Origin of the sequence: Stenotrophomonas sp. HMWF003 (assembly GCF_003061285.1) — a bacterium.
GTDB classification, from domain to species: domain Bacteria; phylum Pseudomonadota; class Gammaproteobacteria; order Xanthomonadales; family Xanthomonadaceae; genus Stenotrophomonas; species Stenotrophomonas maltophilia_AP.
This window is the reverse complement of the sequence record NZ_QAIW01000158.1, coordinates 1-13,521: the sequence shown is the minus strand read 5'-3', so window position 1 is coordinate 13,521 and position 13,521 is coordinate 1. Positions and strand designations below refer to the sequence as shown.

General features: G+C 67.8%; 11 protein-coding genes. 3 read left to right on the top strand and 8 right to left on the bottom strand.

The genetic code is table 11. The features are described 5' to 3' along the window. From DBR34_RS06305 to DBR34_RS06280, 6 genes are all read right to left on the bottom strand, one after another. Positions 1-1,395: efflux transporter outer membrane subunit (locus tag DBR34_RS06305; protein WP_128096167.1), on the bottom strand; the 1,395-nt coding region annotated here is incomplete at its 3' end. Then, positions 1,389-2,126, bottom strand: coding sequence for an SDR family oxidoreductase (locus tag DBR34_RS06300; RefSeq protein WP_128096148.1), 738 nt, complete (start codon positions 2,124-2,126; stop codon positions 1,389-1,391). The genes DBR34_RS06300 and DBR34_RS06305, both read right to left, overlap by 7 nt. A 25-nt stretch (positions 2,127-2,151) precedes the next feature. Continuing rightward, entirely contained in the window at positions 2,152-5,322 is a 3,171-nt protein-coding gene (locus DBR34_RS06295; RefSeq protein WP_128096147.1) for a multidrug efflux RND transporter permease subunit, read from the bottom strand. 160 nt (positions 5,323-5,482) lie between these two features. Then, entirely contained in the window at positions 5,483-6,697 is a 1,215-nt protein-coding gene (locus tag DBR34_RS06290) for an efflux RND transporter periplasmic adaptor subunit (RefSeq protein WP_128096146.1), read from the bottom strand. A 91-nt stretch (positions 6,698-6,788) separates the two neighbouring features. Next, on the bottom strand, positions 6,789-7,562 hold the full coding sequence (locus DBR34_RS06285) for an SDR family NAD(P)-dependent oxidoreductase (RefSeq protein WP_128096145.1): 774 nt from the start codon (positions 7,560-7,562) through the stop codon (positions 6,789-6,791). Then, positions 7,559-7,786 (bottom strand): hypothetical protein, encoded by a 228-nt coding sequence (locus DBR34_RS06280; protein WP_038688981.1) that lies wholly within the window; start codon positions 7,784-7,786, stop codon positions 7,559-7,561. The genes DBR34_RS06285 and DBR34_RS06280 overlap by 4 nt, the downstream gene beginning before the upstream one ends. A 142-nt stretch (positions 7,787-7,928) precedes the next feature. Here DBR34_RS06280 and DBR34_RS06275 point away from each other — a divergent pair, with 142 nt between their 5' ends. Then, on the top strand, positions 7,929-8,951 hold the full coding sequence (locus DBR34_RS06275) for a LysR family transcriptional regulator (protein WP_128096144.1): 1,023 nt from the start codon (positions 7,929-7,931) through the stop codon (positions 8,949-8,951). 193 nt (positions 8,952-9,144) lie between these two features. On the opposite strand, the gene DBR34_RS06270 is transcribed toward DBR34_RS06275, so the two are convergent. Beyond that, positions 9,145-9,840, bottom strand: coding sequence for an OmpA family protein (locus DBR34_RS06270; protein WP_128096143.1), 696 nt, complete (start codon positions 9,838-9,840; stop codon positions 9,145-9,147). Positions 9,841-9,976: 136 nt separating this feature from the next. Beyond that, positions 9,977-11,392: a deoxyribodipyrimidine photo-lyase gene (locus DBR34_RS06265; RefSeq protein WP_128096166.1), complete on the bottom strand. Its 1,416-nt coding sequence runs from the start codon at positions 11,390-11,392 to the stop codon at positions 9,977-9,979. 141 nt (positions 11,393-11,533) lie between these two features. Between DBR34_RS06265 and DBR34_RS06260 the strand changes: the two genes are divergently transcribed. Further along, positions 11,534-12,112 carry an SMI1/KNR4 family protein gene (locus DBR34_RS06260; RefSeq protein ID WP_128096142.1) on the top strand — a complete coding sequence of 193 codons (579 nt, stop codon included), beginning with the start codon at positions 11,534-11,536 and terminating at the stop codon, positions 12,110-12,112. A 181-nt stretch (positions 12,113-12,293) separates the two neighbouring features. Further along, positions 12,294-13,367, top strand: coding sequence for a catalase family protein (locus tag DBR34_RS06255; protein ID WP_128096141.1), 1,074 nt, complete (start codon positions 12,294-12,296; stop codon positions 13,365-13,367). Positions 13,368-13,521 lie beyond the last annotated feature (154 nt).

Here is a 13,521-nt window from a genome sequence, read left to right as displayed (position 1 = left end):
ATCCTGCTGCTGGCCCCAGCCCCCCAGGGCCTTGTATACCCCCACCACGCTGACGTTGACCGTGGATTCGGCCGCCGCCAATGCGTCATCCGCCGCCAGCTGGGTGCGTTGCGCATCCAGCAGGGTCAGGAAGTCTTCCGAGCCTTCGCGGTAGCGGATCTGCGCCAGCTGCTCGGCACGCCGTGCGGCCTGCGCCTGCTCGGCGACGATGCCCAGCCGCGACTGCTGCTTGGCATACCGGGTCAGCGCGTTCTCGGTGTCTTCCAGCGCCAGCAACACCGTCTTCTCATACTCGGCCGCCACGCCGTCGGCCTGCGCCTTGCTGGCACGCAGGCGCGCCCTCACGGTGCCGAAATCGAACGCGGCCCAACTGATCGACGGGGTCACGGACCACGCCTTGTTGGCACCGTTGACCAGGCCGCTGGCATCGCCGGACAGGAAGCCAACGAAGCCGGTCAGGCTGATCCGCGGGAACAGGTCGGCCGTGGCCACGCCCACGCGGGCAGTGGCGGCGGCCAGGCGGCGTTCGGCACTGCGTACGTCGGCGCGCTGGCGCAGCAGGTCGGTGGTGTCACCCAGCGGCAGCTGCTTGGCGTAGGCCGGCACTTCGCGCGGCTGCAGCAGTTCGTCCAGCGCATCCGGACGCTGTCCCAGCAATACCGCCAGGCGGTGCCGCGACTGCACTTCGGCCACTTCCAGCAGCGGGATGTTGGCCTCGATCGCCTTCAGGCGTGCGCGGCTGCTCTGCACATCCAGCTCGCTGCCGGCACCCAGTTCCCAGCGTGCCTCGGTCAGGCGCTGGGTATCGCGCAGGTTGACCAGGGTGCGCTTGGCCACGTCGATGCGCTTCTGCGAGCCACGCAGTTCGAAGTAGTTGCGCGCCACTTCGGCGGCCACGGTGACCTGGGCGTCGGCCAGATTGTCCTGCTCGGCCCCCAGGTCCGCGCGCGCCGCTTCGGCGGCACGGCGCTGGCGACCGAACAGGTCCAGCTCCCAGCCGGCGTCGAAGCCGAGCTGGTAGGTTTCGCTGAAGACACGCTCGCCGCCCACGGTGGCATCGGGCTGCTTGCGGCGGTCGTAACTGCCGCCTGCGGTGACGTGCGGCAGCTGGTCCAGGCGCTGTTCGACGAACACCGCGCGCGCTTCCCGCACGCGGGCCATCGCAATGCGCAGGTCCAGGTTGGTGCCCAGTGCGTCGTGCACCAGCTGTTCCAGCACCGGGTCATCGAACTGCGCCCACCAGCTGGCTACCGGCGAGGCGGAGGTGAACACCGGCGCGGCGGCGCCCTGCAGGGTCACCGGCGTAGCCGGTGGCGCCTGGTAGTTGGGGCCGACGCTGACGCAGCCGGCCAGCAGCGCGCTGGTCACGGCCACGGTCAACAGGCGGATCACCATGGCAGCACCTCGCCCAGGTAGGTGAAGCTGCCGTTCGGGCCGTCGGCGCCGATCAGCGCCATGCCCACGCTGGAGCGCGCGCCTTCGCTGATCTCGATCTCGCCTTCGCCACCGTTCATGTCGGTTTTGACGTAGCCGGGGTGCACGGTGTTGACCTTGGTGGTGCCGTCGCGCAGCTCGTAGGCCAGCTGCACGGTCCAGGCATTCACCGCGCTCTTGGAGGCGTTGTAGGCCGGCACGGCGAAGCCATAGATCGGCGAGCCCGGCTGGCTGTGCAGGGTGAGCGAGCCCAGGATGCTGGACACGTTGACGATGCGACCCGCCGGCGAGGCGGTGATCAGCGGCAGGAACGCCTGGGTCACGGCGATGACCGCGAACACGTTGGTGTCGAAGGTATCGCGCCAGGTCTGCAGGGTCTGCGCCGACGGGGCCAGCTTGATGTCATCGAGCAGGATGCCGGCGTTGTTGACCAGGATGTCCAGGCGACCGTGACGTTCGGTCACGGTCTGCACGGCGGCGGCGATGCTGGCGGCATCACCCACGTCCAACTGGATCGCCTCGACCGGCAGGCCTTCGGCCTGCAGCTTCAGCGCCTCGGCCACGGCGACGTCGCGCTTGCGCCCGGCCAGCAGCGTATGCACGCCGGCCTGGGCCAGCTGGCGGACGGTTTCCAGGCCGATGCCGCGGGTGGCACCGGTGACCAGGGCGATCGTTTGGGTAGCGGTATTCATGTATGAAACCTCGCGGGGGATGGAATCAATGGTGGATGGTGGGTTCGCCGTGGGTCACCAGCTGCCCGCCGCCGTTACGGCTGACGAACTTGCGCAGGGCCACGTAGAACACCGGGGTCAGGAACAGGCCGAACAGGGTCACGCCCAGCATGCCGGCGAACACCGTGATGCCAGTGACAGAGCGCACCTCGGCGCCAGCACCGTGCGAGAGCACCAGCGGGATGGTGCCGGCGATGAAGGCGATGGAGGTCATCACGATCGGGCGCAGACGCAGGCGGCAGGCTTCCAGCGCGGCCTCGACGATGCCCTTGCCGCCCATCTCCAGCTCCCGGGCGAACTCGACGATCAGGATCGCGTTCTTGCACGCCAGGCCCATCAGCACCACCAGGCCGACCTGCACGAACACGTTGTTGTCGCCACCGGTCATCCACACGCCGAACAACGCCGACAGCAGGGTCATCGGCACGATCAGGATCACCGCCAGCGGCAGCGACCAGCTTTCATACAGCGCAGCCAGCACCAGGAACGCCAGCAGGATGGCCACCGGGAACACGATGAAGGCGGCCTTGCCCTGGGTGGCCTGCTGGTAGCTCAGGTCGGTCCATTCGGTGGCCATGCCGACCGGCAGCACCTTGGCGGCGATGGCGGTGAGGTTGGTCATCGCTTCAGCCGACGACAGCATGCGCGGATCGGCTTCACCGGCCAGGTCGGCGGCCGGGTAGCCATTGAAGCGCAGCACCGGGTCCGGGCCGAAAGTTTCCTTGACGGTGACCATCGAGCCGATCGGCACCATCTCGCCACGGTCGTTGCGGGTACGCAGCTTGCCGATGTCCTCGACGCTGTCACGGAACTGCCCGTCGGCCTGGGCGATGACCTGCCAGGTACGACCGAACTGGTTGAAGTCGTTGACGTACGACGACCCCAGGTAGGTCTGCAGGGTGTCGAACAGCTCGGTGAGCTGCACGCCCTGCGCCTTGGCCTTGACCCGGTCCACTTCGGCATCCAGCTGCGGCACGTTGGCCTGGTAGCTGGTGATCGGGAACGCCATGCCCGGCGTCTGCGCGACCGCACCCTGCATCGACTGCACCGCGCTCTGCAGCGCGCCGTAGCCGAGGTTGCCCCGGTCCTGGATGAACATCTGGTAGCCGTTGCCGTTACCCAGGCCCAGGATCGGCGGCGGCATCATCGCGAAGGCAAAGCCTTCCTGCAGCCCGGCGATCTTCTGGTTGATCTCGGCATTGATCTGCGCGGCGGTGCGGCCATGACGCTCGTTGAACGGCTTGAGCGGAATGAACGCCACGCCGGTGTTGGGCGTGTTGGTGAACTGCAGCGCGTTCAGGCCGGGGAACGAGATGGTGTGCGCCACGCCATCGGTTTCCTGGGCGATCTTGGCGACCTTGCGCAGCATTTCATCGGTACGCGCGATCGACGAGCCTTCCGGCAGCTTCACACCGGCGATCAGGTACAGCTTGTCCTGGGTCGGGATAAAGCCCGGCGGGACCAGCTTGAAGATGAAACCGGTGCCCACCAGCAGCACCGCATACACCACGAACACCGCACCGCGGCGACCGAGGATCTTCGACACGCCGCGCTCGTACTTTTCCGAGCTGGACTTGAAGAAGCGGTTGAACGGACGGAACACCCAGCCGAACAGACGGTCGATGATGCGGGTCGGGGCATCCTTCGGCGCGCCGTGCGGCTTGAGCAGGCGGGCGGCCAGGGCCGGCGACAGGGTCAGCGAGTTGATCGCCGAGATCACCGTGGAGATGGCGATGGTGACCGCGAACTGCTTGTAGAACTGGCCGGTGACGCCCGACAGGAATGCCATCGGCACGAACACGGCACACAGCACCAGCGCGATGGCGATGATCGGCCCGGACACTTCGCGCATCGCCTGATGCGCAGCGGCCAGCGGGGTCAGGCCTTCTTCGATGTTGCGCTCAACGTTTTCCACCACCACGATCGCGTCGTCGACCACGATGCCGATGGCCAGCACCAGGCCGAAAAGGCTCAGCGTATTGATCGAGAAGCCCAGCAGGTACAGCGCACCGAACGTACCCACGATGGACACCGGCACGGCGATCAACGGAATGATCGAGGCGCGCCAGGTCTGCAGGAACAGGATCACCACCAGCACCACCAGCGCGATCGCTTCCAGCAGGGTGGAGACCACCGCCTTGATCGAGTCGCGCACGAAGATGGTGGTGTCGTACACCGCTTCGTACTTCACATCGGCGGGCATGGTCTTCTGCATTTCGTCCATACTGGCCATCACCGCATCGCGGATCTCCAGCGCGTTGGCGCCGGGGGCCTGGAAGATACCGATGCCGACCGCGTTCTTGCCGTCCAGCTGCGAGCGCAGGGTGTAGTCGCCGGCGCCCAGTTCCACACGGGCCACGTCCGACAGGCGCACCACTTCACCGTCGGCACCGCTCTTTAGCACGATGTCGCCGAACTCCTTCTCGCTGCGCAGGCGGCCCTGGGCATTGATCAGGGTCAGGAACTGGCTGTTGGGCATCGGCTCGGCGCCGAGCTGGCCGGCCGAGACCTGCACGTTCTGCTCGCGCATGGCACCGACCACGTCGCTGGCGGTCAGGCCGCGCGCGGCCACCTTGTCCGGGTCCAGCCAGGCGCGCATGGCGTAGTCGCCGCCGCCGAAGATCTGCGCGTCGCCCACGCCCTGGATACGTGCCAGCGCGTCCTTGACGTGCAGGCGGGCGTAGTTGCGCAGGTACAGGGTGTCGTACTTGCCCTTGGGCGAGGTCAGGTGCACCACCATCAGGAAGGTGGGCGACTGCTTCTGGGTGGTCACGCCCTGGCGGCGGACGTCCTCGGGCAGGCGCGCCTGGGCCTGGGCGACGCGGTTCTGCACCTTCACCGCCGCTTCGTCCGGATCGGTACCCGGGCGGAAGGTGATGGTCATCTGCAGCACGCCGTCGGAGCCGGCCACCGACTTGAGGTAGATCATGCCTTCGACGCCGTTGATGGCCTCTTCCAGCGGGGTGGCCACGGTTTCAGCGATCACCTTCGGGTTGGCACCCGGGTACACGGTGCGCACCACCACCGACGGCGGCACCACTTCCGGGTACTCGCCGATGGGCAGCATCGGAATGGAGATCAGGCCGGCGGCGAAGATCACGATCGACAATACCGCCGCGAAAATCGGCCTGTCGATGAAGAAACGGGAAAAGTCCATGGGTGGATTCCTGGGGTTTCACCAGCGCCGGCGTGCACGACCCCGGCCGCTGTCGCAGGCGACAGCGGTGGCGGGTTCCCCTGCACGGGGCGATGGCAGTCACGGTAGAGCCGACCGTGGGTCGGCTGCTATGTAGAACCGACGGTCAGTCGGCTGCCCTTCAATTCTTTGCAACAGCCGACGCAGCTACCGGTGCGGCAACCGGCTGCATGGCCACGGCCTTGGCCTGCACCGGCATGCCGGGCATGAAGACCTTCTGCACGCCGTCGATGATCACGCGGTCGCCCGCCTTCAGACCCTGCTGCACGATGCGCAGGCCGTCGGCGTTGCGGCCCAGCGTGATGTCCTGGCGCTGTGCCTTGCCGTCCTTGTCGACCACGTACACATACTTGCGGTCCTGGTCGGTCAGCACGGCCTTCTCGTCGATCAGCATGGCCTGGAACTGGCCGCTGCCCAGCAGCTGCACGCGGGCGAACAGGCCCGGGGTGAAGGTGCGGTCGGCGTTGTCCAGCAGCGCGCGAACGCGGATGGTGCCGGTGCTGCGGGTGACCTGGTTGTCGAGGAAGTCGACCTTGCCTTCATGCGGGAAGCCGTCCTCGCCCGACAGGCCCACCTTCACCGGCAGGTCGCTGTCACGCTCGCTCGGGCGCTCGCCCTTGCGGGCCATCTGTGCGTACCGCAGGAAGGTCGCTTCGTCGGCATCGAAGTACACGAACACCGTGTCCAGCGACACCAGCGTGGTCAGCACGCTGGCGCTGTCGCCGGCGGTGACCAGGTTGCCGGCGGTCACCATCGCGCGGCCGGCGCGGCCGTTGATCGGGGCGCGGACCTTGGTGAACTCCAGGTTCAACGCGGCAGCATCCAGCGCGGCCTGCGCGGCCTGCACGCTGGCACCGGCCTGGTCGGCCGCGGCGCGCCGCTGCTCCCAGGTTTCGGTGGAGATGGCCTGCTGATCGGACAGCTTCTTGGCGCGCTCGGATTCGCTGCGGGCCAGGGTGGACTGGGTGCGGGCACGCGCCAGTTCGGCGCGGGCGCGGTCGTACTCGGCCTGGTAGCTGCGGGCGTCGATGGTGAACAGCACGTCACCCTTCTTCACCTCGTCGCCTTCGACATAGTTGACCTTGTCGATGTAGCCGGACACACGCGGGCGCAGCTCGACGCTCTGCACCGCTTCGACGCGGCCACTGAAGTCGTCCCACTGGCTCACAGGCTTGATCAATACGGGCGCAGCGCTCACCTGCGGCGGCGGCGGCATGCCGGCTTCTTCAGCGTGGCCGCCGCTGCAGGCAGCCAGCACGGCGGCAGCGAGGATCGAGACGCTGGCCATGGCCAGCCGTCGGGTAAGACGATGCGGAGTGGAGGTAAGGGAGGTCATGACATGCATCCGTACGGAGGGGGTGGTATTCGGAAATCGGGGTAGTGCGGAACGTGGGTGGCGCATCCTGAGACCTCAACCTTGGTAAAGGTCAAGCAGCGCCAGCGGTGTCGCGCGACATCGGGGGAGGCCAATCCCGGTGGAGCAGGCCGCGCGGCAGTTCGGCATCGCGCGCATCGCAGCGGACGATGGCGCGGTTATCGGTACAGGTGTCCAGCAGCGAGACCAGGCGGCGCCCCACCAGCAATGCGCTGGGCCATTCGATGCAGGCGTTGGCCGCATTGGCCGGGGTGCAGACCGGGTTGCACACTTCCAGCATCTGCGCGCGTACGCCCAGCGCCTGCGCTTCCTGGTGCAGCACCTGCGCGTACATGCGCGTGGTGGACATGGTGATGGAGGATTCGCCGTGCCCGGCCCACGGCTTGAAGCCCGCTGGACCGCCGATCAACACGTAGCGGCGCGGATGGCTGCCACCGCGCAGCAGCGGCAACAGGTGGCGACCGGCATGCACGTGCGGCATCACGTCGGCCTGCAGCGCCTGCAGCAGCGCGTCGCCACTGCGATCGGTCACCCGACCGCGGTGGTACGGGCCGCCCATCGCATCGACCACCGCCGACAACGCGCGCCGGCGCGGCGCGATGCGCTCGGCCACCGTCTGCGCCGAGGCGTCGTCGCCGAAGGAACCCAGCAGCGTCTCCAGACCGGGCTCATCGGCGAACTGTTCCTGCAGGGCCGCCAGCCGACCGGGGTCGCGGCCGACCACCAGGACCGGGCTGCCGGCCTCCAGCAGCGCAGCCACGATGCCCTGGCCGACACTGCCGGTGCCGCCCAGGACAAGGACCTCGGGGGCCAGCGTCCCACTCATGGGACTTTCACTCCCGCCGCCGGGATAATCCCAATCCGGCCCAGTCGGCCCAGATCACGGTTGCCCAGGCGAAGGCTGCCGCCGCGCTGCATCTTGGCGGGTGGGGTGAACTCTCGGAAAGCCTTGTAGGACAACGACGAGGGCCGCTTCTCAACGGTCATCGCCAGGTCCAGCGGGGCTGTGCGGCCGGTCAGTACGCGGCCAAGAATGTTCCGCAACCACATGGCGGAGGTCCTTCAATTCGGGAATGGCGCCAGATTAGTCCTCAAACTCCCACTTGATTAGTCCGGATTAAGGGGAATAATCGTCCCGTACCCGGCACAATCTTTCGGGCACCCTATCCCCTCCCCCGACTTCGGACCCGTCATGGCCCACGATCTCAACGACACGCTGATCTTCGTCAAGGTGGTCGAGCAAGGCAGCTTCATTGCCGCCGCCACTGCGCTTGGCCTGCCCAAGACCACGGTCAGCCGCAAGGTGCAGGAACTGGAGACGCGCCTGGGCGCGCGCCTGCTGCACCGGACCACGCGCCGACTGGGCCTGACCGAGGCCGGGTCGGTGTACCACGAGCATTGCCAGCGCATCGCGCGCGAACTGGAAGAAGCCGAAGGTGCGGTCAACCAGTTGCAGTCCGGCCCGCGCGGCTGGCTGCGCTTCACCGTGCCTTACTCCATCGGCATCACCTGGATTGCTCCGCTGCTGGGCGAGTTCCATGCGCAGTACCCGGAAATCCAGCTGGACATGCACCTGGGGAACGAGAAGCTGGACCTGATTGCAGGCGAAGCCGATCTGGCGTTGCGCGTGGGCACCCTGCCCGACTCCAACCTGGTGGCGCGCAAGCTGGGCAGCCTGCGCACCCAGGTGTTCGCCAGCCCGGCCTACATCGAGCGCTACGGCGAGCCGCTGCACCCGGACGAACTGCAGTTCCATCGCATCCTGGCGATGCGCAAGGCGCGCAATCTCAACAACAACCGGTTCTTCTGGCAGCTCGGCGAAAACGGGGGCGACCTGCGCGACTTCCCGGTCAATCCGCTGCTGGTGGCCAACGATCCGTCCGCGCTCAATGGCGCGCTGGTCTGTGGCGAAGGCTTGCTGCTCACCGGTGACGTGATGGCCAAGCCGTTCGTCGAATCGGGCATGGTGCGCCGCGTGCTGGCCGGCTGGACCGGCCCTGAAGTCGACTTCAACGCAGTGTTCGCCGGCGGCCGGCTGGTCTCGCCGAAGGTGCGTGCGTTCGTCGATTTCCTGGTGGCCAAGCTCGACTTCGACGCCAACTACATGCTGGCGCAGTGCCCGAACGCGAAGTTCGCCAAGCAGCAGAGCGCGCAGGCCGAAGAGGAACTGCAGGCCACCGGCAAGCGGATCCTGGAAACCGTGACCGCGCCCTGACAGCGCGCGTTCTCTCGCGGTAGACCAACAGCACCGCCGGTGGTGGGTGCCGACCGGTGGTCGGCACGGATCCGCCAGTCGGCGGACGTGTTCATGGCGTACCGGCCAGCGGCCGCTACCCACAAAAATGCCGCCTGCAAGGGCGGCATTCTGCTCCGGCCTTCAGCCGGACCTGTCAACAACGCGTTCCGCGTTATTGACGCAGCGGAATCACCCGGATTTCCACGCGGCGGTTCTGCGCGCGGCCGGCGTCGGTGCTGTTGTCGGCGATCGGGTAGGCCTTGCCGGCACCCAGCGTTTCGATACGGGCACCCTGCACGCCCTGCGCGGTCAGGTACGCGGCCACCGAATCGGCACGCTCCTTGGACAGGCGGTTGTTGACCGCATCGCTGCCGATGCTGTCGGTATGGCCCACCACTTCGATCATGGTCTGGTTGTACTCGGCCAGGGTGCTGGCCACGCCATTGAGCGAGCTGTAGAACTGCGGCTTCAGCGTGGACTTGCCGAAGTCGAAGGTGATGCCGTCCGGCAGGTTCAGGGTCAGGTTGTCGCCGTCGCGGGACACGTCGATACCGGTGTTCGCGGTACGTTCGCGCAGGGCGCGTTCCTGACGGTCCTGGTACTGGCCGATGGCCGCACCGCTGAGCGCGCCGATACCGGCACCGATCATCGCGTGCTGGCGGCGCTCGGTGGCGCTGTTGCCACTGAGCAGGCCGGCGGCCACGCCCACGGCAGTACCGATCAGCGCGTTGCGGCCGGTCTTGTTCTGCTGCTGGGTGGGATTGCCGTACTGATCGGACTGGGTATACGAGCCGCCGGTGGCGCAGGCCGTCAAGGCAGCGGCGGTCATCAGGGCCAGGGCCACGTTACGGGTTGCGGGTCGAATCATGGTGTTCTCCTTGGTTACCGGTCTACCGGCTTGCGAGCGCCCAAAGGATAAACACGCGGACGCGATGCCGGCATGACGATGCGAACGCCTGCCGGCTCCCCGTTCAGCTTTCTGAGCGGGTCCCGCGCGGCCGGGTTTACACGCTGCCGGTGTGACGGTAGGCGGCCAATGCAGCATCGCGTCCCGCAGCCAGATCGACCAGCGGCAGCGTGGGATAGGTCGGCGCGTGCTCAGCCAGCAGGTGGGGATGCTGCCACGGCGCAAAGCGGGCCTTGAGCGGCAGGGAGGCCAGCTCGGGCACCCAGCGGGTGATGTAGCGCGCCTGCGGGTCGAACTTCTCCGACTGGGTGACCGGGTTGAAGATGCGGAAGTACGGCGCGGCGTCGGCACCGGTACCGGCCACCCATTGCCAGCCCATCGTGTTGTTGGCCAGGTCGGCATCCACCAGGGTGTCCCAGAACCAGCGCGCGCCGTCGCGCCAATGCTGGCGAAGGTGCTTGCACAGGAAGCTGGCCACCAGCATGCGCACCCGGTTGTGCATGTAGCCGGTGGCCCACAGCTCGCGCATGCCCGCGTCGATGATCGGAATGCCGGTACGGCCCTGCTGCCAGGCTTGCAGCTGTGTGGCGTTGGGCGGCGCCCACCGGAACCCGTCGAAACGCGGGTTGAGGTTGTGGTCCGGGGTCTGCGGAAAGTGGTGCAGCAGGTGGTAGGAGAACTCGCGCCAGCCCAGCTCGCGGATGTAACCGTCGATGTCGGCGTCGCGACTGGCGCTGCGCTCGTCCTGCAGCCGGCGCACGATCTGCCAGGGCGCGATCTCGCCGAAATGCAGGTGCGGCGACAACAGCGAGGTGCCCACCCGGTCGGGCAGGTCACGCTGTTGGCGATACCCATTGAGCGCGCCGTCGATGAACACCGTCAGCGCCTCGTGCGCGCCGGCTTCACCGGGCTGCCAGTGGTCCCAGAACTGCGCGTCCCATGGCAGCGGCGCGGCCAGCTGCAGCGCGTCCAGTGCAACGCCCTGCACCGCGTGCGCGGGCAAGGTTGCCGGCGGCGGCGTGGGGACCGGCACCTGCAGGCGGGTCAGCGCGTTGCGCCAGAACGGGGTGAATACCTTGTACGGGTTGCCCTGGAGCGTGGCGATATCCCACGGCTCGAGCAGCAGGCTTCCGTTGTGGCTTTCGGCGTTGATGCCCTGCTCGCGCAGCGCGCGCTTGATGGCCGCATCACGCGGCTGGGTGGCAGGTTCGTACTTGCGGTTCCAGTACACGGCCACCGCGCCGGTCTGCGCGATCAGGCGCTCCAGCTCGGCCTGGCTGTCGCCCTGGCACAACACCAGCGCCGAGCCGCGGGCGCGCAGGTCGGCGTCCAGTGCCGCCAGCGAACGGTGCAGCCAGGCATTGGATGCGCCGCCCGGCGCCCACGCGCCCTCTTCGTGCGGCGCATGGATGTAGACCGGTACCGGCACATGGCCGGCATCCAGCGCGGCCTGCAGGGCCGGGTTGTCCTGCAGCCGCAGATCACGGCGAAACCACACCAGCGCTACCGTCACAACCACCACCCAGGCGAAAAAACCGTGGCCATGATAGCCAGCAGCGGTGAAGAACACGCACTGGCCCGGCGCCACGCAGCGTTTGTGTGCCGCATCGATGCTGGCTAGTCTTCGCAGTCCTGCTCCGGATGGACCCGCACCATGCACGCACTGCACGCTTCGTTTGCCCGCTTCGGCCCACTCAAGGCGCAATCGCCCGACCTCTGGCAAGGCGACGTCGCGCTGCCGCCGGCGCTGGCCGCGTTCTATGCGCAGGTCGGTCCGTGGGGCGAGACGGTGCATGCAACCGTGGGACCGGTCGGCATCAGCGTGCCCGGCGTGAACGTCGAATTCCCGCCGCTGCATCGCTTGTGGGCCTTGCAGGCAGGCTATCGCTGGGAAGGCGACGCCGGGGCGCGCAGCGCGGACTGGCCCGAACAGTGGCTGGTGATCGCCGACCAGAACGCCGATCCCTTCATCCTCGACACCCGGACCGGCCAGGTCCTCTTCGCCTTCCACGGTGCAGGGACATGGGACGCCGCGGTGCTGGCCGATGACCTGCCCACCTTCCTGGCCGTCCTCGCCGCAGTGGGAACCGTGTACCAGGCGGCCGGAGAGGCGCTGGAAGACGACGACGGCGAGCTTCGCCCCGAGCACCGCGACGCGGCCCTGCAGGCAGCGGCGGCCGTCCTGGGCGACGACGAAGCGGCCGACGCCTTCTTCGACACGCTGGAGTGGTAATTCCGGCAGGCCCCGGCGGGTAACGGGCCGCGTCCTTCGCACGGCAGCCATGCGCCGTGCACCGCCCTTGCACGCGGCGGCGTTCAAGGTGGCGGCATTCCATGCCCCAGCCGGCTGCTGCCCGGGCCTCATCCACGGTCATGCCAGCCGGCACCTCCTCCCGTTGCCAGGATGCCGCCCCATGACCCCGTTCGCGCCCGCCGTTGCCTACTCGCCCGACGTTGAACACCGCGCACCGGACGAAGAAGAGACCATCACTGCCCTGGCCAGGCTGTTCACCGACATGGCCAGCACGGTCGCCGAGCATGAAGGCCATGCGCATCGGGCGGTGCACGCCAAGGGCCATGCACTGCTGCGCGCACGCTTCCAGGTGGCGCACGACCTGCCCGCTGAACTTGCCCACGGGCTGTTCGCCCGCCCCGGCGCGTATGACGCCCTGGTGCGGCTGTCATCGCCGCCGGCCGAGCAGCTGCCCGACAGCGTGTCCACGCCGCGCGCGATGGCAGTGAAGATCCTGGGCGTGCAGGGCGAGCGCGTGGAGGGTGGCGATGAGCAGCACAGCCAGGACTTCCTGATGGTCAACGGACCGGCGTTCACCACACCGGGCGTGCAGGGCTTCCTGCGCTCGGCGAAACTGCTGGCCGCCACCACCGAGCGCATGCCACGCACCAAGCAGGTGCTGTCGGCCACCTTGCGCGGCGCCGAGGCCGCATTGGAAGCGGTGGGCGGGCAAAGTGCCACCCTGAAGGCACTGGGTGGCGAACCGCAGCACCATCCACTAGGCGAAACCTTCTTCACCCAGGTGCCGTTCCTGTACGGGCCGTACATGGCCAAATTTTCCTGGGCCCCGGTGTCGCCCGCCCTGCTGGCGCTGACCGGGCAGTCGCTGCCGTCCGGCGAGGACGCACAGCGCGATGCCATTGCCGCGTTCTTCGCCAATCTGACCGCACCGGTAGCATGGGAACTGCGCGTGCAGCTGTGTCGCGACCTGGCACAGATGCCGATCGAAGATGCGTCCGTGGTCTGGCCGGAAAGCGTCAGCCCGTTCGTGCCCGTGGGGCGCCTGTTGATCGATGCACAGCCGGCGTGGAGCGCCGACGCAGCAGCGCGCGAGGATGCCCTGGCCTTCGCGCCGTGGCACGCGCTGGCTGCGCACCGCCCACTGGGCAGCCTCAACCGCGCCCGCCGGGTGGTGATGGAGGCATCGCGGCAGTTCCGTTCGCAGTTCAACCGCTGTCCTATCCACGAACCGTGACCGGCCATGGCACTCGGCGACCCACCGATGGCTGAATCCCTGCATGAGCACGCTTGACCTCAACCGCGCTTGAGGTCCGAAGATGCCACCTCCCCTCACGGAGTTGTCTCGATGCCCTACACCCTGCCCGCCCTGCCCTACGCCTACGACGCCC